The sequence below is a fragment of the Bradyrhizobium sp. AZCC 1721 genome, from assembly GCF_036924715.1.
Lineage (GTDB): Bacteria > Pseudomonadota > Alphaproteobacteria > Rhizobiales > Xanthobacteraceae > Bradyrhizobium.
Genome location: NZ_JAZHSB010000001.1, coordinates 6,085,923 through 6,105,365 on the forward strand (window position 1 = coordinate 6,085,923; position 19,443 = coordinate 6,105,365).

The window sequence follows — 19,443 nt, forward strand, 5'->3', positions numbered from 1 at the left end:
AAGCGACGAAGCAATCCAGTCTTGTTTCCTGGCTTTCTGGATTGCTTCGCTACGCTCGCAATGACGATTTCATAATTGCGGCATTCCGGCTAGCTCAAAACTTTCGATGGTCGTTCCCTACATCTGCACTTCGATCAGCCGCGGCCCCGGTTCGGCCACGGCTTCCGCCAGCGCCTTGTTGAAGTCGTCGGCATTGGCGACCGCGCGGCCCGGCACGCCCATGCCCTTGGCAAGCGCCACGAAGTCGAGGTCGGGACGATCGATCTTGAGCATATCCTGCGCGCGCTGCCCCGGCTCGCCGGCGCCGACGCCGTCGAATTCGCCGCGAAGAATCTGGTAGATCTTATTGGCGAATACGATCGTGACGACGTTGAGGCCTTCGCGCGCCTGCGTCCACAGCGATTGCAGCGTGTACATCGCGCTGCCGTCGCCGACCATGCAGATCACCTTGCGGTCCGGGCATGCCACCGCGGCACCCGTCGCGACCGGGGTCGAGAAGCCGATCGAGCCACCCATGTTCTGCAGCCAGTCGTGCGGGGCGGCAGCGGCCGTCGGCGGAAAGAAGCCGCGGCCGGTGGTGATGGATTCATCGACCACGATGGCGTTTTCCGGGATCGCCATCGCAATCGCCTGCGCGATCGAGGCGTGCGTCAGCGCACCGGTCGGTTTGGCGATTTCGACCATCTTTTGCGGCTGTCGGTCCTGCGGGTGCGCGTGCAGTGCGCCAGCCAGCGCTTCCAGCGCGGCAACGGAATTTTCCGCGCCCGTGGTCATGCGGTGGACCTCGCAGCCCTGCGGCTTCAGCATGCTCGGCTTGTTCGGATAGGCGAAGAACGCCACGGGGTCGTTGGCCTCGACCAGCACGATGTTCTTGAAATCCTTCAGGATCGGCAGCGCCTGCTCGATCACGTAAGGAATGCGGTCGATCGCGAACCGGCCCCGGCCGCGCGCCATGCGCGGATTGTAGGTCTGGCCCATCACCTTGCAGCCGGTCTTGCCCGCGATCTGGGCAGCCAGCGCCAACCCCTGCTCGGTCAGCGCGCTGCCGGTCATCAGCAACAGCGTCGACGCGCCGCCGTTGCGCAAAACCTTGGCGGCATTGTCGACGGCCTGTGCGGAATAATTGGCGCGCTGGCTTTCCGCCGGCGCCAGCGCGATGCCGTCGGCCTCGTTCCAGGCAGTGTCGGCGGGCAGGATCAGCGTGGCAATCTGCGGCGGCGAACTCCTGGCGGCGGCGATCGCGGCCGCGCCATCGGCGGCAACGGATTTGGCATCCGGCGAGGTCCGCACCCAGGACGACATCGGCCGCGCCAACCCTTCGATGTCTGACGTCAGCGGGGCGTTGTAGCCGATGTGGTAGGTCGCGTGCTGGCCGACGATGTTGACGATGCCGGAATTGGCCTTCTTGGCGTTGTGCAAATTGGCAAGACCGTTGGCAAGACCGGGCCCGAGATGCAACAGCGTCGAGGCCGGCGTGCCCTTCATGCGGTAATAGCCGTCGGCAGCTCCCGTCACCACGCCCTCGAACAGGCCGAGCACGCAGCGCATCCCCTCGACCCGGTCCAGTGCGGCGACGAAATGCATCTCCGAGGTGCCGGGATTGGTGAAGCAGACGTCCACCCCGCCCGCGACCAATGTCCGCACCAGACTTTCCGCACCGTTCATGGTCTCATTCCCCTTCGCGCTTTGTTCTTAAGAACCGCTAACGATCAAACATTGTTCGCACGTTTCGTCAAAGGTTTAGCGGAACAATGCAGCCATCGATTCCAGCGTGTTGCCTTTTTTAACCGCGGCGTCTGAAAATGGCTGTGGTCACAGGCTCGTTGCTTGCACGACCGCCGCAATTATGGCCTGTCTCAACCTGCATATTCAGATTTTTTCGCGAGGGAGAAAAATGATCCGGGCTTTTGCTTTGCTGTTTGCAGCAATCACGATGCTGGTGGGGACCGGTCACGCGCAGGCCCAAAATCTCTTTTTCTTTGAAGACTCGCGCGACATCATGGGCGGCGGCCCCGGTTTCTTCCGACCCGGCATGCCCAGCGGAGCGAGCCCGATCCCGCGCACGACCGTGTATTTTCCCGGCGGTTACGCGCCCGGCACGATCTACATCAACACCGCCGAGCGCCGGCTCTATCTCATTCTCGGCAACGGCCAGGCGATCCGCTACGGCATTGGCGTCGGCCGGGACGGCTTCCGCTGGGGCGGAACCCACCGCATCAGCGCGAAGAAGGAATGGCCGAGCTGGACGCCGCCGGCTCAGATGCTCCGGCGCCGGCCGGATCTGCCGCGCCACATGGCCGGCGGCATCGACAATCCGCTCGGCGCCCGGGCGATGTATCTGGGATCGACGCTGTACCGCATCCACGGCTCCAACGAGCCCGAGACGATCGGACAGGCGGTCTCGTCCGGATGCTTCCGCATGACCAATGAGGACGTGACCGACCTCTATAGCCGCGTCCGCATCGGCACGCCGGTTATCGTGAGAAATTAGGCGATAGCCATCCCGGAATTGGGTGTCATGCGCGCAAGCGCGTGATCGAGCCTTTCAAGCCTTGCACGCACGCGCCAATTGCTGCAGCGTTGTTTGAATGCGCACGCCCCGCCGATTCCTGTATGTACGGATGCTAGCGGCTGCTCTGTGCGCCGCGTCACTCGGCGGAACCTTCATGCCGTGCACGGCCTTCGCCGATATTCCCGCCATCGCGCAGCGTCAGCGCACCGAGAAAAAGATCTTCACCGACAGCGAGATCGTCGAGGGCTTTCTGAAGATCGCCTTCGGCGCCGAATATCATCTCGCCGGCCGCGTCGACCGCATCCGCAAATATGACAGGCCGGTGCGGGTGTTCGCCGACGGCACGCGCGCCGACCGCAAGGCGCAGCTTGCGAAGATCGTGGCCGACATCGCCGCGCATGTTCAGCACCTCGACATCGCCATGGTCGAAACCAGCGAAGACGCCAACGTGCAGGTCAAGCTGGTGCGCGACCGCGATCTCCAGCGCACTATCGCGACCTTCTACGGCAGCGAGCGGGCGCGCCAGATTCGCTCTTCGCTCGACCCGCAATGCCTGTCCGGCTTTCGCAAGAACGAGAAATTCGAAATCGAGCATTCCGACGTGATCCTCACCGTCGACAATGGCGACTTCGTCTTCTTCGACTGCGCCTATGAGGAATTGCTGCAGTCGCTCGGGCCGATCAACGATACCTCGACCGTGCCCTGGACCATGTTCAACGACAATGTGTCGAGGGGCTATTTCGATATCTACGACCAATACCTCCTCAACCTTCTCTACGATCCCCGGATCAAGCCCGGCATGACCGTTCAGGAGGTCAAGGCGCTGCTGCCGGACGTGCTGGCCGACGTGCGCACCTGGGTACGAAAGGTCAACAACTTGCCGCAGTGACCGGCCGCGCTCCGATTCCGTCTCGGCCCCCAAATCGGGGCTATCCACCTTTTTTCCAATGACAACGCCAAGTTTTATTGATGAAAGGTTGTGACTTCCAAGAGCAAATCCTGTCTAATGGGGGTCATGGGTGCTTGCTATAAGTCTCTCAAATGAACGACCTGCCGCGGATCCAGGCTCTGCGCTGCTTCATCACCGTGGCCCGCGAAGGCACGGTTTCGCGTGCGGCCACCCTCCTGCACCTGACCCAGCCTGCCGTCAGCCTGCAATTGAAGGGCCTGGAGGAGAGCACCGGCTTGCAGCTTTTCAACCGGACGCCGGGCGGCTTTACCCTGACGGAGGCGGGTGCCGCCCTGCTGCCGCTGGCACATCGGACGGTCTCGGCGTCGGCCGATTTCAGGACCGCGGCGGATTCCTTGCGCGAATCGCTGCGGGGCACGCTGCGCGTCGGCACGATCCTCGACCCCGAGTCGATCCGGCTCGGTCCGTTCGTGCGAAGCCTCGCCATCTCCTCGAAGAAGACCGAAGTCTTCTTGCGCTACGGCATGGCCGAGGACGTGCTGGCGCAGATCGGCAGAGGCGAGCTCGACGTGGGATACTACATCGACACCACACCAGCCGGATTGCTTACGTCAGGGATGCTGTCCGAACGCACCATCGACGATGGCAAGTTCCAGCTCATGGCGCTGACGCGCTTCGACTACCGCGTGATCGCCCCTCGCCAATGGAGCGGCAAGGTCCTAGGCAAGGGCTGGGCCGATCTCGTCGACCTGCCCTGGATCGGAACGCCGCATGACTCGGCGCAGCGGAGGCTGGTCGACGACGTGTTCCGGCCGATCGGCTCATCGCCGAAGCGCATCGGCTTCGCCGATCAGGAAGAAGCCATGATCGATCTTGTCGAAGGTGGCAATGGCCTCGGCCTCACCCGCGACAGCGTGCTCGACCGCGTCACGAGCAAACGGAATTTCGTGATTGCCGACAAGGTGGCGCTAACCTGCGATCTCGGTTTCGCCTGCCTGACGTCGCGGCGCAACGAGCCGATGATTGCACAAGCCTTCTCGGCCATGCAGGCGGTGTGGGACTTGAAGCCGGCCGGTGCAGCACCTGCACCGATCGAAGCGGCGAGATCACGGAAGAGCGCCCGTAGATAAGCCAGCCCGGTCAGATCTTGCCGTCGCAGATCGATTTCAGCGATCGCCATTCCTCTGATGTCAACAGTGGCGGCCCGCTGGCCGGCGGGTCTTGCCGGCTCATCCTTGCCAGCCGGTCCTCGCTCAAGGGGTGGGTGGAGATGATGGAGAGACCCTTGCCCTCCTTTCCAGTGACCCGAAGCAGCAATTCCCCGGTCGGCTTCGCCGGCCGGCCGAGCCGGTGCATGACGTCGATCGCAAAACTGTCGGCATCGGTCTCGGCTTCGCGCGAATGCGACGACGTCACCAGCGTGCGCGAGCCGAAGATGAGCGCGCTGGATCCCGTGATATCGCCGAACAACAATCCGATCAGGAACGACGTGCCGCCGTTGTGAATCATTGCGCGCATGCTGTCGCGATGCTTGAGATGGCCGAGCTCATGGGCCAGCACGCCCGCAATCTCGTCGGCGTTCTCGGCCTTCGCCAACAATCCGTTGAACAGATAGACCTTGCCGCCCGGCAGCGCGAAGGCATTCGGCAACGAGCTCGACAGCACGCCCGACTGCACCGAGGTGTCGAGGCCCGCGGATTCGCGAAGCGCGGTGACGAGTTTTGTGAAGGCCTTCTGCCCGGCGGCATTGTCGCACACCTTGGCATCGAACATCGTCTTGACCTGGCTGTCTGCGACATCGCCGAGCCGCCGTTCGAACGCTTCGGGCACCAGCGGCGTGAGGCGATCGGCCGCGAGCGGAAGTCCGAACAGCACCACGGCGACGATCGACGCCGCGGCCGCGAGCGACCAGCCGACGATGGCGGCAACGCCGCGGCGGCCGATCATGTGGTCATCGATGTTGGTGCAGCGCGACACCAGCTCGTTGGCAAGCTCCTTGTCGCGAAGTTCAAGTCGCGCCAGCGCGGGCGCGGTCAAGCAGCTCAGGCGCAGCACACCGGCCGGGCTGTCGGCGCGGCGGATGTCGGCGTAGGCCCACGCCGCCAGCGCTTGTTCGCCCTCGTCGATTGCGAGCCGGTCGGCAAGGCGGAGCGTCACCATGCGCCGCCGGCTCGACGTTCCGTCGAAATAGGTCGCCGAACCGAGCGTGGTCGATTTTGCAGGCGTTGGTGTATCGCTATCCATGACCATCAGGACTCTGAAGCCTTAGAAGCCGCCGACATCGAGGCCGTCGGCGAATCCTTCGCCCAGCGCGTTGGCCATTCCGCCGCGCGCCGAAACGTTGGCGGCTGTCTCGATACCGCTGACATTGATCGATCCGAGCACCCTGACCCAGAGATCACGCAACAGATAGACCCGGATCACGATATTCATCGTCAGCGCAAACACCAGGTAGCCGATGCCCGCGAGCACCAGAAGCGGAATGCTCTTCATGAATTCCTGCGACTTGAAGAACTCGCTGAATGCATCGCCACTCATGCTGGCGACCAATACCGCCGCCAGCGCGAGGTAAGCCGAGAACACCAATCCGAGCACCACGATCCAGCCGATGACTTTCCAGTACAGGCCGATCAATGCGCTCTTGGGCAAGGACGATTCCACGCGCACGCCGCCGAACCGAATGCCCGAGAGCCACCAGCGCCATTCGATCGCCTTGAAGGCTCCGTAAATGAACGGGGCGAGCGGGAACACGTAAAGCGCAATCGGCGTGAGCAGCCACAGCCACCAGCCGCGCTTGAAAAACTCCCAGCCGCGCCCCTCAAAACGGCCCTGCAGGTCGCCGTAGAAGGTGTGGCGCATCTTGTAGCGTTCGAGCGCGGCCGAGCGCCACGGCAGCGCCAGCCCAAGGGTCACCGCCGACAACAGGCCCCACAGCGATGCCTGCAAGGCATAGATCCAGCCCGAGCCAGTCATCCAGAACTGCAGGCCGCGCCACACCGTGCGCGTCAGCCGGTAACGGCGCGCGCGGTAGATCGCGAATTGCCCGAACACATAGAAGAACGCGACCAGCGGAATACTGGCAAACGCCTGGATATGCTCGGCCTCGAGGCCGACCAGAAAGTAGCCGAGATAGACCGGCACCAGGATCGCGAGCGCGACCAAAAATCCGATCAGCAATTCCTTGCCGCGGCCGGTATATTCAGCGGCGTCGCCGTCGACATGGGTGTTGGCCCAGAGATGGCGGCGAATGTCGGTGAGCAGCCAGAACCGGTAGAAGCCGAGCGTGACGAATTCCAGCCCGGCGCCGCGCTTGACCAGATCAAAGAATTCGCCGCGGCTGCCCGAAAACGCCACCGGCATTGGCGGCGGCTCGGGCAAAGGCTGCGGTGGCGGCACCTGCGGCGGCCAGCTCATCTGGTTCATGGTTCAACTCCAGCGCGAACGGTGGGAGATCAAACCACAGATTTGCCGGTTGTTGTGTGACCCAGCTCCCACAATCGCTTGCTATAGTGGTGAGCTCATCAATCGAGATTGGCCGGGATCGCTTGATCCGACAGGGCTTTTCGGCGGTTTACGGATTGAGGTCGAACATGGCCTAACGTCCGATGTCGTGACCGAATACGCTTCATGCCCAAAAATGCAGTCCAGGCTCTCGCGCTATGGCAGCGGCTGGCGGCTAAGCTCTCATTAAGTAACTCACCGACATTAACGGAGCTTTTGCGTCTGATCGTCAACAATGAGACTATCTGTCCTGAACCGATGCAGCATCATGCGCCCTTCACCGCATTCCAATCACTTTATCCTGGAAACATTTGATTGCGATTTGTGGTGTCCCATCGCACAGATGCGCTTTCATGTCGGCGACATCGGGCCGCTTCGCTCGATCCTTGGAGAAGACACGAGCCAGGATCCTGATCTGAATCATACCTATTGTCTCGGTGATGACCAGCTTGCGGCGCTGATCGAGCGCTTCGACGTCAAGTATGATCGTGCCGAATTCAACTCCACTGATCTCGCCATCGCGCTATTTCGGTGGCACGACGCCAGTGAAGCGCCCTATCTGATCCATACCGGATATGAGCTACCTCTCCTGCTGGACGGTCGAAAGAAGCTTGCGCGCATGTCTCACGCTTGTCCGCCGATGACGTTCGATGGTGAACATCGATTTGATCATTGGGTGGCCGAAGGCATGCTGCACCGGGAAGAGATTATCGAACCATCCGACCCTCCGGGTAAAAAATATTTCGGTCATCGAACGGTGCTTTACACGCCGAAGGGCGAGGAGTGGCGAATTCCTGCGCACAACCTGATCTGGCAAGCTTCAGCGAAATCGGCAGGGTGGAATGAGCATCTTGAGCGGCTTGAAGGCATGCTCTTCGGCTATGAGGACTGGCAGAACGATTGGTGGATCGACTGGCAACGAGGCCGTGGCCGCTTCGATGGCTTGTGCTTTTGCTGTTCCGTTACTTTGGCCGGGCTGGCATGGATGGAGGCGGCCGGCTTTCGCGCGCTTCCGCCCATTGAGAAGCCGGACTTGATCATCGCAAACTATGATGCGGACGCAAAGAATGACTTGGAAGCACTCATGCTTGAAAGCGCGGATAGCGTGGCGTTGGTCCGCTTCAATCTGCCCGGTCAGGAAGCCAAGAATTTCATAGACCTTCGAAACTACGGTCCTTGGCATGTCGGAGCGGAGCGGATCGGCGAACTGAATAAGCACCTTAGAGGCTCAGTAGCCATTGTTGCACGCCGAAACGAAGCTGGCCATTTGCAACGGACTTGAGTTTGGAAAGGCTACGCCGTCTTTTCGAACAGCTCCCGTCCGATCAGCATGCGGCGGATTTCGCTGGTGCCGGCGCCGATCTCATAAAGTTTGGCGTCGCGCAGCAGCCGCCCGGTCGGGTAGTCGTTGATATAGCCGTTGCCGCCGAGGAGCTGGATGGCGTCGAGCGCGCATTGCGTCGCCTTCTCCGCCGCGTAGAGGATCGCACCGGCGGCGTCCTCCCGCGTGGTCTCGCCGCGGTCGCAGGCTTTTGCCACGGCGTACACGTAGGCACGCGAGGCGTTCATCGTGGTGTACATGTCGGCAATCTTGCCCTGCACCAGCTGGAAGCTGCCGATCGGCTCACCGAACTGCTTGCGCTCGTGCACGTAAGGCAGCACCACGTCCATGCAGGCCTGCATGATGCCGATCGGGCCCGCCGCCAGCACCGCGCGCTCATAGTCGAGGCCGCTCATCAAGACGTTGGCGCCGCGGCCGACCTCGCTCAGCACGTTGTCTTCCGGCACCTCGCAATCCTCGAACAAGAGTTCGCAGGTGTCGGAGCCGCGCATGCCGAGCTTGTCGAGCTTTTGCGCGGTGGAAAATCCCTTCATGCCCTTTTCGATGAGGAAGGCGGTGATGCCACGCGGGCCGGCGTTAGGATCAGTCTTGGCGTAGACCACCAGCGTGTCCGCCTCGGGACCGTTGGTGATCCACATCTTGTTGCCGTTCAGCACGAAGCGGTCGCCCTTCTTTTCGGCGCGGGTCTTCATCGAGACCACGTCTGAGCCAGCACCCGGCTCCGACATCGCGAGCGAGCCGACATGCTCGCCCGAGATCAGCTTCGGCAGATACTTCCGTTTCTGCGCCTCATTGCCGTTGCGGCGGATCTGGTTGACGCAGAGGTTGGAATGGGCGCCGTAGGACAGGCCGACGGAGGCTGATGCCCGCGACATTTCTTCCAGTGCGATGCAGTGCTCGAGATAACCGAGGCCGGCGCCGCCATATTCCTCTTCCACCGTGATACCGTGCAGGCCGAGCGCGCCAATCTTCGGCCAGAGATCGCGCGGAAACTGATTGCTGCGGTCGATCTGCGCGGCGCGCGGGGCGATCTCGTTTTGCGAAAACGCATGCACGGTCTCGCGGATTGCGTCCGCAGTCTCGCCAAGATCGAAGTTGAACATCCGATGGGCGTTGGAAATCATGGCCGCCTCCCGGCGAATTTAACGTTGTTTCAAACAGACTTAGTACCCGGGCCTATACTTGTCACGCGGCGAAATACGCGCGCGCCGCCCAAGATCGAACCGGCACTGCGATGCGGCCAAATGCGCCCAACTCGCCCTTGCGCCGGGGCACGGCTCGGGATGTAATAGGGTAAAACATCACCCGTTCGGCACGCTTCGCACGGGGAATCAGGGAGAGCGGCTCATGCACGGAACCATCGATCTCGCCGGAGATTCTCATCTGCGCGCCGCGCGCGATGCGGCTCAATCCATGCCGCTGGCGGATTTCGATGTCGGCAATCCCGAACTGTTTCAAAACGATTCATTCTGGCCGTATTTCGACCGGCTGCGCCGGGACGACCCGGTGCATTACTGCAGGGACAGCATGTTCGGGCCGTACTGGTCGATAACCAAGTACAACGACATCATGGACGTCGAGACCAACCACGCGGTGTTCTCCTCGGCGTCGTCGCTTGGCGGCATCACCATTCGCGACGTCGCGCCGGACCTGCGCCGCGAAAGCTTCATCGCGATGGACCAGCCGCGCCACTCAGCGCAGCGCAAGACGGTGGCGCCGATGTTCACGCCGACGCACCTGGACCAGCTCGCGATCAACATCCGCAAGCGCTCCGCCGAATGCCTCGACAACCTTCCGAAGAACGAAACGTTCGACTGGGTCGATCAGGTCTCGATCGAGCTGACCACGCAGATGCTCGCCGTGTTGTTCGACTTCCCCTGGAAAGACCGCCGCAAGCTGACGCGATGGTCCGACATCGCAACCACGATTCCGCATCATGGCGGCCTGGTCGAGACCGAGGACCAGCGGCAGGCCGAGCTGTTGGAATGCGCGACCTATTTCGCAAGACTGTGGAAGGAGCGCATCAACCAGCCGCCGAAGAGCGATTTGTTGTCGATGATGGCGCATAGCGATGCTACGCGCGACATGGACCCGAAGAATTTTCTCGGCAATCTGATCCTGCTGATCGTCGGCGGCAACGACACCACGCGCAACACGCTCTCGGGGAGCGTCTATGCGCTGAACAAGAATCCGGACCAGTATCGGAAGCTCCGCGACAACCCCGAACTGATCGACAGCTTCGTCCCCGAAGTAATCCGCTGGCAGACGCCGCTGGCGCATATGCGGCGCACCGCGCTCGAAGACATCGAATTCCGCGGGCGTCAGATCAAGAAGGGCGACAAGATCGTGATGTGGTACGTCTCGGGCAACCGCGACGAGGAGGTGATCGAGCGTCCCTACGAGTTCATCATCGACCGCGCCCGCCCCCGCACCCACCTTTCCTTTGGTTTCGGCATCCACCGTTGCGTCGGGATCAGGCTGGCGGAATTGCAACTGAAGATTATCTGGGAAGAAATCCTCAAGCGGTACGATAATATTGAGGTGATCGGCGAACCGAAGCGGGTATATTCGAGTTTCGTCAAGGGCTACGAGACCCTGCCGGTCCGCATCGCCGCCTAGCCGCGCTCACGCTCACCCGGGATGATCGAACAATGAACGTTCAAACAGCCATCAGAGCCGACCGACAAGAGCTGCTGCGCGCCGCGCGCGAGGAGGCCTATTCGACGCCGCTGAAGGACTTTCATCCCGGTGCGCCAAAACTTTTCCAGAACGACACGCTGTGGCCGTGGTTCGAGCGGCTGCGCAAGGAAGAGCCGGTTCACTACTGCGAGAATTCGCCGATCGAGCCCTATTGGTCGGTGACCAAGTACAACGACATCATGCATGTCGACACCAATCACGGCATCTTCTCCTCCGATTCCACGCTCGGCGGCATCTCGATCCGCGACGTGCCGCCCGGCTACGACTATCCGAGCTTCATCGCGATGGACCAGCCCAGGCACTCGGCGCAGCGCAAGACGGTGTCGCCGATGTTCACGCCGACGCATCTGGATGAATTGGCAAAATTGATCCGCGAGCGCTCGCAAAAGGTGCTGGACAATTTGCCGCGCAACGAGACCTTCAACTTCGTCGAGCGCGTCTCGATCGAGCTGACGACGCAGATGCTGGCGACGCTGTTCGATTTCCCCTGGGAGGAGCGGCGCAAGCTGACGCGCTGGTCCGACGTCTCGACCGCGCTGCCCAAGAGCGGCGTGGTGGAATCGCCCGAGCAGCGGCGCCGGGAGATGGACGAATGCTACGCCTATTTCTCGAAGCTGTGGAACGAGCGCGTCAACGCGCCGCCGAAGAACGACCTGCTGTCGATGATGGCGCACAGCGATGCGACGCGGCACATGGACCCCGATAATCTGATGGGCAACATCATCCTCTTGATCGTCGGCGGCAACGACACCACGCGCAACACCATGAGCGGCTCGGTGCTGGCGTTGAACGAGCACCCCGACCAGTATCAGAAGCTGCGCGACAATCCGGCGCTGATCGATTCCATGGTGCCGGAAGTGATCCGCTGGCAGACGCCGCTCGCCCATATGCGCCGCACCGCGTTGGTCGACACCGAGATCGGCGGCAAGAAGATCAAAAAGGGCGACCGCGTGGTGATGTGGTACGTCTCCGGCAACCGTGACGAAGAAGGCATCGAGCGGCCCGACGAATTCATCATCGACCGCGCCCGTCCCCGCACCCATCTGTCGTTCGGCTTCGGCATCCACCGCTGCGTCGGCATGCGGCTGGCCGAGTTGCAGCTCAAGATCGTGTGGGAAGAAATGCTGAGGCGTTTTGACCGCATCGAGGTGGTCGGCGAGCCGAAGCGGGTCTATTCAAGCTTCGTGCGCGGCATCGAGCAGTTGCCGGTGCGCATTCCGGGGTGAGCGGCGCGCGCAATCTCGTCTGATCACTACAGGCCGCAAAAGAAAAAGCCGCCCAAAGGCGGCGTCCACATTCGAACCTGATGATCGTGGATCAGGCAGAGATCACTGCTGGCTGTGTCTTCCGGAAATATCCGGAAAGCAGAACACCCGTCTTCCCCCACTTCAATATGTAGCGCACAAGGGGCTTGCTTCAAGACCCCGGTCATCCCGTAGAACCGCCGACCGAAGCCACAACCTACGGGGGTCACGAAATGAGTGCATTTGCCGTCGACGTGCCGATCGCGCAGGGCCGGGTTGATCGCAGCCGCGGAAACGACCGGCGTTTGGCGATGAGCGAGCATGCGGTGGTCATCGTTGGCGGAGGCCCGACAGGGCTGGTGTTGGCCGGCGAGTTGGCGTTGGCTGATATCGACGTTGCCATCGTCGAGCGGCGCCCTGACCAGGAGCTCGTCGGCTCGCGCGCGGGCGGTCTGCACGCACGCACCATCGAGGTGCTCGATCAGCGCGGAATCGCCGATCGGTTTCTCTCGCAGGGACAGGTGGCCCAGGTCGCAGGCTTCGCCTTGATCCGTTTGGACATCAGCGACTTTCCCACCCGGCACAATTACGGGCTCGCACTGTGGCAAAATCATATCGAGCGCATCCTCGCCAGCTGGGTCGAGGAGCTGGCGGTGCCGATCTATCGCGGACGTGAGGTGACGGATTTCGCGCAAGACGACACTGGCGTCGACGTCGTGCTGTCCGATGGCCAATCATTGCGGGTGAAGTATCTCGTCGGCTGCGATGGCGGACGCAGTCTGATCCGCAAAGCGGCCGGCATCGACTTCCCTGGCTGGGATCCGACAACGAGCCACCTGATCGCCGAGGTTGAGATTGCCGGGGAGGCAGAATGGGGCATCCGCCACGACGCCCGCGGCCTTCATGGCCTGAGCAGGCTGGAGGATGGCGGGCCGGTGCGGGTCATGGTGACCGAGCAGCACCTGGGATCCACCAGCGAACCCACCTTGCGCGATCTCAGCGAAGCGCTCATCGCTGTCTTCGGGACCGACTACGGGATCCACAGTCCGACCTCGATCTCCAGATTCACCGACATGACCCGGCAGGCGGCGTCCTACCGCAAGGGACGCGTGCTGCTGGCTGGCGATGCCGCGCATGTGCACTATCCCGCGGGAGGACAGGGCCTCAACATCGGCGTGCAGGATGCCGTGAATCTGGGATGGAAGCTGGCGCAGGTGGTCAAGCAGACGTCACCGGAAAGCCTGCTGGATACCTATCACGCCGAGCGTCACCCGGTCGGTGCCCGCGTGCTGCGCAACACGATGGCGCAAGTCGCGCTGATGCGTCGCCCGGACGACCGCGTGAAGGCCTTGCAGGACACCATGTCCGAACTCCTCGGCATGGACGAGCCCCGCAAACGCTTCGCCGCGATGATGTCCGGTCTGGACATCCGTTACGACCTCGGCGAGGGACATCCGCTACTCGGACGCCGCATGCCTGATCTCGACCTGGTCACCGCCGACGGTCCGCTGCGAGTGTTCACTCTGCTGCACGGTGCCCGCCCCGTGCTGCTCGACCTCGGTCATCCCGACCGCATCGACATCACGCCGTGGGCGGACCGGGTCCAACTGATCAGCGCCGAATATGCTGGTGCGTGGGAGCTGCCGGCAATCGGCGTAGTTGCTGCGCCCACCGCCGTGTTGATCAGGCCAGACGGATATGTCGCCTGGGTGGGGGACCAAACTGAGTTCGGGCTCACTGAGGCGCTAACGACCTGGTTCGGACCACCTGCCGCAACGTAGCCGCAAGGGTTTTGCCGGGCCTCTCGCTGATCCGCGGGCTGGCCCGCCCATGTCCGCCCCTGAATCGAAAGCTGAGATCATCTGGTTCGCCCGCAACGTAGACTTGGGGCCAACAGCGGGCCTTATAGGCGCTATGGCGCTTGAGGGCGGCCTTAAGCTTCTATCGGGCCCTTGAAGTGAGATTGCTGATCCACACTCCGAGCAGCATGGCTGCTAGGAACGGCGGAACGAAAAACATGGGATAATAGTATGCATAGAAGACGCCGACACTCATCGCGTTGAGTGACCCTGGATAGATTTTCTCCGCGGCTATGACCCCTGCAATGACCGAAACGGCAAGTGATGACGTTGCGCCAGTCCATGAGCCGAACAATGCTCCGATGATCCAGCCCAATACCGCGCCGGGGATGGCGGCGAAGAAAAAGACGAGCCCCCAAACCCAAATGATCACTGCGTTAGTCAACTGAGGCGGTCCTGATAGAGTTTATCTGCCTTTATGAAGGCGAAGATCGCGCCCACCATCGTGGGTAATCCGAAGAATAGCCGCGATTAAAACCGTTGGGAGGAGCAGCACGAAACCGACAAGCACGAGTAGGATTTTCTTCATGAAGACAATTCTAGGTCGCGGACGTTAACAAACTATCCATTTGTTAACGGACACTCCGGCTTCAACTAGGACAACCGGGGATAAATACGGACAGCCCCCATGGCTCCTAGAAATGTAGGACCAATTCAAGACCAAGGAAGTTCGTTGGCTGGATGTCCGATTTGGGGGCACAAGCGAGCTCGGCCCTGCCCTATCCTATGTCCGTGTGACCCTCGAATGCGGACATCGCCGCCGACGGCGTTCGATTCCCCTTGTGCCAGGAAAAGCATCGCCATCTCGCTTGCGCAGGTTCGACAACTCCATTCGGATGAGAATGCACAGTCGCGTCGGGTAGGAACTGCGACTGAACGCAACTGCCGCGCTTGACAAAAAAATTTGTCAATGTACGTTACCGCCATGCTCGATATCGAAGTGATCAGCGATCCGGCGGTTGCAGTTGCTGCCCTTGACCCTATTCGAAGCGCGTTGTTGGCCGAACTTGCAGAGCCCGCGTCGGCGGCGATCCTGGCGACGCGCCTGGGACTGCCTCGTCAGAAGGTGAACTATCATTTGCGCGCGCTCGAAGCCTGCAGGTTGGTCGAGGTCGCGGACGAACGGCAGTGGGGCGGATTGACCGAGCGGCTATTGGTGTTATCGGCCAAGTCGTTCGTTGTTTCGCCAGAGGCGTTAGGCGCGGTCGCAGCCGATCCGAAGCGCAGCAAGGATCAGCTCGCGGCCAGCTATCTGATTGCACTCGGCGCCCGGATCGTTCGCGAGGTCGGCGATCTCTGGAAACGTGCGCGGAAAGCCGACAAGCAGCTTGCGACCTTGTCGATCGATACAGAGATTCGCTTCGCCTCCCCCGCCGCCCGCGCCGCGTTCACGCGCGAGCTGATACAAGCCATCACCGAGTTGGTCAGCCGCTACCACGATGCGAGCGCTTCGGGCGGCCGTAACCATCGATTGGTGATCGTGTCTCATCCCTTGCCTCAAACGTCTCACTGAAAGGACGGACCATGCCCGTAAAGAAGGAACCGTCTGGCCGTCGCAGCGTCGAAGCCAAGGTTGAGGTCCCCGGCACACCCGAAGAGGTGTGGCAGGCGATCGCGACAGGTCCCGGCATCTCGTCGTGGTTTGTGCCGACGACGTTGGACGAGAAAGTCGGCGGCAATACCAAATCGAGCTTTGGCCCGGGAATGGATTCCGAGGCTAAGATCACCGCTTGGGAGCCGGCCAAGCGTTTCGTCGCCGAAGCAGAGGGAGGACCTGGCACGGTGGCCACCGAGTGGACCGTCGAAGCCAAGGACGACGGCACATGTGTGGTCCGGGTCGTTCATAGCTGGTTCGCCAATACGGACGATTGGGATGGCCAGTTCGAGGGACACAGCTACGGCTGGATCGCGTTCTTCCAGAACCTGCGGCTCTATCTGGAGCAATTCCGTGGGCAACAGTCGACGACCGTGGCGCTTTCCGCGATGTCGAACGAGCGCGATGCCTGGAGCCGCCTGGTCGGCCCGCTCGGATTGGCTGACGCAAGCGCCGGTGCACGCTTTGCGACACCGGCTGGAGTGCCAGAGCTACGCGGCATCGTAGAGAATGTCAGTCCTCCGCAATGGCCAGGGCTGCAATTGCGGCTCGAACATCCCGCACCCGGCATCGCACATCTCTTTGCCATGCCGATCGGAGGGCCGATTCTGCTGACGGTCCGTCTCTACCTCTACGGAGACGCCGGGCGCGCCGTGGCCAATCAGGTCGAGGCCGATTGGCGGCGTTGGCTTGATCGTCAATTTCCACCACAGACGTAGCGGCTGACGGTGATGGCCATTCCGGCAAGCCACTAAGCGGCGTTAGCAAGTTGGCGCGACATGGATAGGATGGCGAGCATGGTCTCGGCCGGCTCCAGTGTCGGGTGAAGATGCGTGCCTTGCAGTCTTATTACCGGCCATCCGCGGCGCTGCGCTTCCAACGTTGCGTGATCGTAAATGGGCGAGCATTGAATGAACCCGGCCGGAACGTGGTCCCAGCCGGCGCGCGTTCCAATTACGAAATTCGATAAACGAGACATGCAGTTCAAAGATCTGCTTACCGGGTTCATCAGACTGCACATTCTGCATCACGCAGCTGTACATGAGATCTACGGTCAATGGATCATCGATGAACTCGCCCGTTGAGTAGCTGATAAAGCGTGCCGGGACTGAGCGCGCACCCGGCCGAACCATTTCCGACTCGAAGGAGGCGGCAAGAATCGTGGGCGCTTGCTACTTGTCCGTGCTGGCAAACGCGGTTTCGAGGACGTCGCCGATCGGCTGCCAGGTGCGGCCGTCGAACTGAACGAGCCGCATATGCTTGATCGGCCGGAAATTCCAGGGACCGGTGCTGATCTTGATGCCGGGCAGCAGAACGGAGCCCTGATAATCCTTCAGCGCCGCGGCCTGTTTCATGACGTTCTCGCGCGATAGATCATCGCCGCACTGCCTGAGCACCTGCGCCAGAGTCTCGGCGGCTGCGTAGCCGAACATGGCGGCGCTTTCGTCATGGCCGCCGGCGCGACGATAGTTTTCCAGGAACGACTGCCAGTCGGCGCCAGACTGGTCGTCCTTCCAGGCCGGATCGTTGGCGTCCTTCAGATAGGCAGCGGTAGTCACGCCCACCGCGTTCTCGAGACCCGCGGGTTTCAGCCCTGTCCCGATTGAGGAGGCCATCTGATTCATGATGAACACGGGACGCCAGTCGAGGCTCGCCGCCAGGCGGATAACTTTTGCGGCGTTTTCGGGTACGCCCGCGAACACGAGAATTTCGGCGCCCGATCGCTTCAGGATCGATACATGCGTATCCAGATGTTCATCCCTGAGATCATAGGCGATACCGACCCTGATCATCCGCGCGACGGGACCGAGGCCGTCCTCCATCCCCTTGATGACCTCCCGGCCGAAATGATCGTTCTGCCAGAGAACGACGATCCGCTTGCCCGGATAGAACGCCTGAATGTAGTTGGCGTAGATGCGTCCCTCCTCCCGGAACGAGGGCTGCCAGCCCATGGTCCATGGAAACAGCGAGGGATCGCTGAGATGATCGTCTCCGGAAGCAACGAACAGTTGGGGAAGCTGGCGTTCGTTGAGATATTTGCGGACCGCAAAATTGCCCGGCGTTCCGAACGAGCCGAACATTAGAAGCACGTTGTCTTCCTCGACGAGCTTGCGCGTCAGGCTAAGGGCGGAAGCAGGATCGGATTTGTCGTCGTAGGAGATGAACCGCACCTTGCGGCCGTTGATGCCACCGCGCGCGTTGAGCATCTCGAAATAGGCTGCTTCGGCCTTGCCGATCGCCCCGAAGATCTCGAGGCTCCCGCTATAGGGCATGAGATTGCCGATGCGGATTTCGTCATCGGTCACCCCCTCCAGCCGCAGCCGCTCCGAAATTGCGCCCAGCGAGGCAACGGCTACAACGATCGCCAGCAGGATCCGGAGGAGCGTGTTCATGGCAGGAACTCCACCTGAGACAGGGGCGTCAGATTTCAAGTCTGCTGAGTTAATCGCTTGATCTGAATCCATGACCAGCCACTTCCCGGTGGGGGATCGGCTGCTCGGGCATCTTATGAGGCTCCGCGAGGGCTGCAATTGCCAGAAGCGGTCATTTCGATCAATTGCCTGCGAACAAAGCGGTGACAGGAACAATGGCGTCAGGCTGACTGCTCGGCAAAAGCCGTCGTGTGGTTGCGATGCATCAGCCGAAAAAAGCCCTTTGCGACGGTTAGTGCCAGCAGGCTGCCCCGCCGCCCCTATACAATTGCGGCATGACAGAAGTAGCCAGATGGGAATGCCGCACCCGGCTGTTTTGTTCTAAGCCACTACGCAGGCCCTCGCATCGGCTCAGGCGAGCTTGATGTCCCAGAGGCCCTCTTCGCGGCAGGCGATCAGTTCGTCGCGGAGCAATTCGGTGACTAGCGCAATCGCAGTCGAGCCGGGATGATCGATGGGAGACGCAAGGGTCAGTTCGCGCATCGGCGACGGTTTTGCTATCGCCGCGGTTTCCAGCCGGCCGCTGGCGACCTCGTGGCGCACCGAGGACGGCGGCAGCAGCGTGTACCCCAGCCCTTCCTCGACAAGGCTGGTCAGCACGCGGAAGGAATCGGCCTCCAGCTTGACGTCGAGCTTGATTTTCTTCTTCGCCGCCGCCTGCTCGATCAGCGCGCGGAGCCCATGCGAATGACTGGGCAGCACGAGGCGCTGCCGCAGCAGCCAGCCGATATCGACCTGCTTCCTCTCGGACAGCCCGCTGCCGCGCGGCCCGACGGCGACGATGGGATCGCGGCCGAGGCTTTGCACGGAAAGATGCAGGTCGCTCGATGGCCCGTAGATCAGCGCCAGGTCCATCTCGCCGCGGTGCAGCCATTCCGTCAGATGGCCGCTATAGCTTTCGACGATGCAGAGCGAGATGCCCGGATACTTGTCGACCGTGCGCCGGGCGAGCCGCGCCGAAATCACGTAGCTCACGGTCGGCACCAGCCCGAGCACCACCCGGCCCGAGGGCGGGCCGCCGGCGGACTGGATCTCGTCGCGCACCTGGTCGATCTGCCGGACGATCCCCGCAGTGCGCGCCAGCAGCAGCCGGCCGGCGTCGGTCAGCACCATGCCGCGGCCGTTCCGCGTGAACAGCTCGGCCCGCAATTCATGTTCGAGCAGCTTGATCTGGCGGCTCAGCGCCGGCTGCGCCACCCGCAGCGTATCGGAGGCCTTGCTGAGGCTGCCGAGCTCCGCCACGCAACTGAAGGTCCTGAGCTGCCGGATATCCATTACTTGCCAATCTTCGAAGGCAGGTTCATACGCTATAACAATTCAGCATAGGTGCCCAGCCGCCGTTTCACAAC

At 61.7% G+C, this 19,443-nt stretch carries 16 protein-coding genes; 9 read left to right on the top strand and 7 right to left on the bottom strand.

The window, feature by feature from the left end; all coding sequences use genetic code 11:
• Nucleotides 1–117 precede the first annotated feature (117 nt).
• Complete coding sequence (locus tag V1273_RS29065; protein WP_334364790.1) at nucleotides 118–1,665, bottom strand: acetolactate synthase large subunit; 1,548 nt, start codon at nucleotides 1,663–1,665, stop codon at nucleotides 118–120.
• Between the two features lie 229 nt (nucleotides 1,666–1,894).
• Between V1273_RS29065 and V1273_RS29070 the strand changes: the two genes are divergently transcribed.
• The 3 genes from V1273_RS29070 to V1273_RS29080 all read left to right on the top strand — a co-directional run bounded on the left by V1273_RS29070 (nucleotide 1,895) and on the right by V1273_RS29080 (nucleotide 4,552).
• Complete coding sequence (locus V1273_RS29070) at nucleotides 1,895–2,491, top strand: L,D-transpeptidase (protein ID WP_334364791.1); 597 nt, start codon at nucleotides 1,895–1,897, stop codon at nucleotides 2,489–2,491.
• A gap of 175 nt (nucleotides 2,492–2,666) precedes the next feature.
• Nucleotides 2,667–3,401 (top strand): DUF2927 domain-containing protein, encoded by a 735-nt coding sequence (locus V1273_RS29075; protein WP_334380326.1) that lies wholly within the window; start codon nucleotides 2,667–2,669, stop codon nucleotides 3,399–3,401.
• Nucleotides 3,402–3,553: 152 nt separating this feature from the next.
• Entirely contained in the window at nucleotides 3,554–4,552 is a 999-nt protein-coding gene (locus tag V1273_RS29080) for a LysR family transcriptional regulator (protein ID WP_334380325.1), read from the top strand.
• A gap of 10 nt (nucleotides 4,553–4,562) precedes the next feature.
• Here the strand turns inward: V1273_RS29080 and V1273_RS29085 are convergent, their stop codons facing one another.
• Together V1273_RS29085 and V1273_RS29090 are read right to left on the bottom strand one after the other, a co-directional pair.
• Nucleotides 4,563–5,666: a M48 family metallopeptidase gene (locus V1273_RS29085; protein WP_334380324.1), complete on the bottom strand. Its 1,104-nt coding sequence runs from the start codon at nucleotides 5,664–5,666 to the stop codon at nucleotides 4,563–4,565.
• Between the two features lie 21 nt (nucleotides 5,667–5,687).
• Entirely contained in the window at nucleotides 5,688–6,845 is a 1,158-nt protein-coding gene (locus V1273_RS29090) for a DUF898 family protein (protein WP_442894118.1), read from the bottom strand.
• A 346-nt stretch (nucleotides 6,846–7,191) separates the two neighbouring features.
• Here V1273_RS29090 and V1273_RS29095 point away from each other — a divergent pair, with 346 nt between their 5' ends.
• Nucleotides 7,192–8,205: a hypothetical protein gene (locus V1273_RS29095; protein ID WP_334411675.1), complete on the top strand. Its 1,014-nt coding sequence runs from the start codon at nucleotides 7,192–7,194 to the stop codon at nucleotides 8,203–8,205.
• 11 nt (nucleotides 8,206–8,216) lie between these two features.
• Here V1273_RS29095 and V1273_RS29100 read toward each other — a convergent pair whose 3' ends face one another.
• On the bottom strand, nucleotides 8,217–9,389 hold the full coding sequence (locus V1273_RS29100) for an isovaleryl-CoA dehydrogenase (protein ID WP_334411676.1): 1,173 nt from the start codon (nucleotides 9,387–9,389) through the stop codon (nucleotides 8,217–8,219).
• A 223-nt stretch (nucleotides 9,390–9,612) separates the two neighbouring features.
• Between V1273_RS29100 and V1273_RS29105 the strand changes: the two genes are divergently transcribed.
• From V1273_RS29105 to V1273_RS29115, 3 genes are all read left to right on the top strand, one after another.
• Nucleotides 9,613–10,884, top strand: coding sequence for a cytochrome P450 (locus tag V1273_RS29105; protein WP_334411678.1), 1,272 nt, complete (start codon nucleotides 9,613–9,615; stop codon nucleotides 10,882–10,884).
• Nucleotides 10,885–10,916: 32 nt separating this feature from the next.
• Complete coding sequence (locus V1273_RS29110; protein WP_334411679.1) at nucleotides 10,917–12,191, top strand: cytochrome P450; 1,275 nt, start codon at nucleotides 10,917–10,919, stop codon at nucleotides 12,189–12,191.
• Between the two features lie 329 nt (nucleotides 12,192–12,520).
• Nucleotides 12,521–13,990: an FAD-dependent monooxygenase gene (locus V1273_RS29115; protein WP_334412285.1), complete on the top strand. Its 1,470-nt coding sequence runs from the start codon at nucleotides 12,521–12,523 to the stop codon at nucleotides 13,988–13,990.
• 160 nt (nucleotides 13,991–14,150) lie between these two features.
• Here V1273_RS29115 and V1273_RS29120 read toward each other — a convergent pair whose 3' ends face one another.
• Entirely contained in the window at nucleotides 14,151–14,453 is a 303-nt protein-coding gene (locus V1273_RS29120) for a hypothetical protein (protein WP_334411680.1), read from the bottom strand.
• Between the two features lie 525 nt (nucleotides 14,454–14,978).
• On the opposite strand from V1273_RS29120, the gene V1273_RS29125 reads away from it, so the two are divergent.
• Nucleotides 14,979–15,581 (top strand): helix-turn-helix domain-containing protein, encoded by a 603-nt coding sequence (locus tag V1273_RS29125; protein WP_334411682.1) that lies wholly within the window; start codon nucleotides 14,979–14,981, stop codon nucleotides 15,579–15,581.
• Between the two features lie 11 nt (nucleotides 15,582–15,592).
• The gene (locus V1273_RS29130; RefSeq protein WP_334411683.1) at nucleotides 15,593–16,381 is read left to right on the top strand and encodes an SRPBCC family protein; all 789 of its coding nucleotides are present in this window, start codon (nucleotides 15,593–15,595) and stop codon (nucleotides 16,379–16,381) included.
• 453 nt (nucleotides 16,382–16,834) lie between these two features.
• Here V1273_RS29130 and V1273_RS29140 read toward each other — a convergent pair whose 3' ends face one another.
• Together V1273_RS29140 and V1273_RS29145 are read right to left on the bottom strand one after the other, a co-directional pair.
• Nucleotides 16,835–18,055, bottom strand: a complete 1,221-nt coding sequence (locus tag V1273_RS29140) for an ABC transporter substrate-binding protein (protein WP_334364802.1) — start codon at nucleotides 18,053–18,055, stop codon at nucleotides 16,835–16,837.
• A 390-nt stretch (nucleotides 18,056–18,445) separates the two neighbouring features.
• Nucleotides 18,446–19,369, bottom strand: a complete 924-nt coding sequence (locus V1273_RS29145; protein WP_334411684.1) for a LysR family transcriptional regulator — start codon at nucleotides 19,367–19,369, stop codon at nucleotides 18,446–18,448.
• Nucleotides 19,370–19,443: the final 74 nt, after the last annotated feature.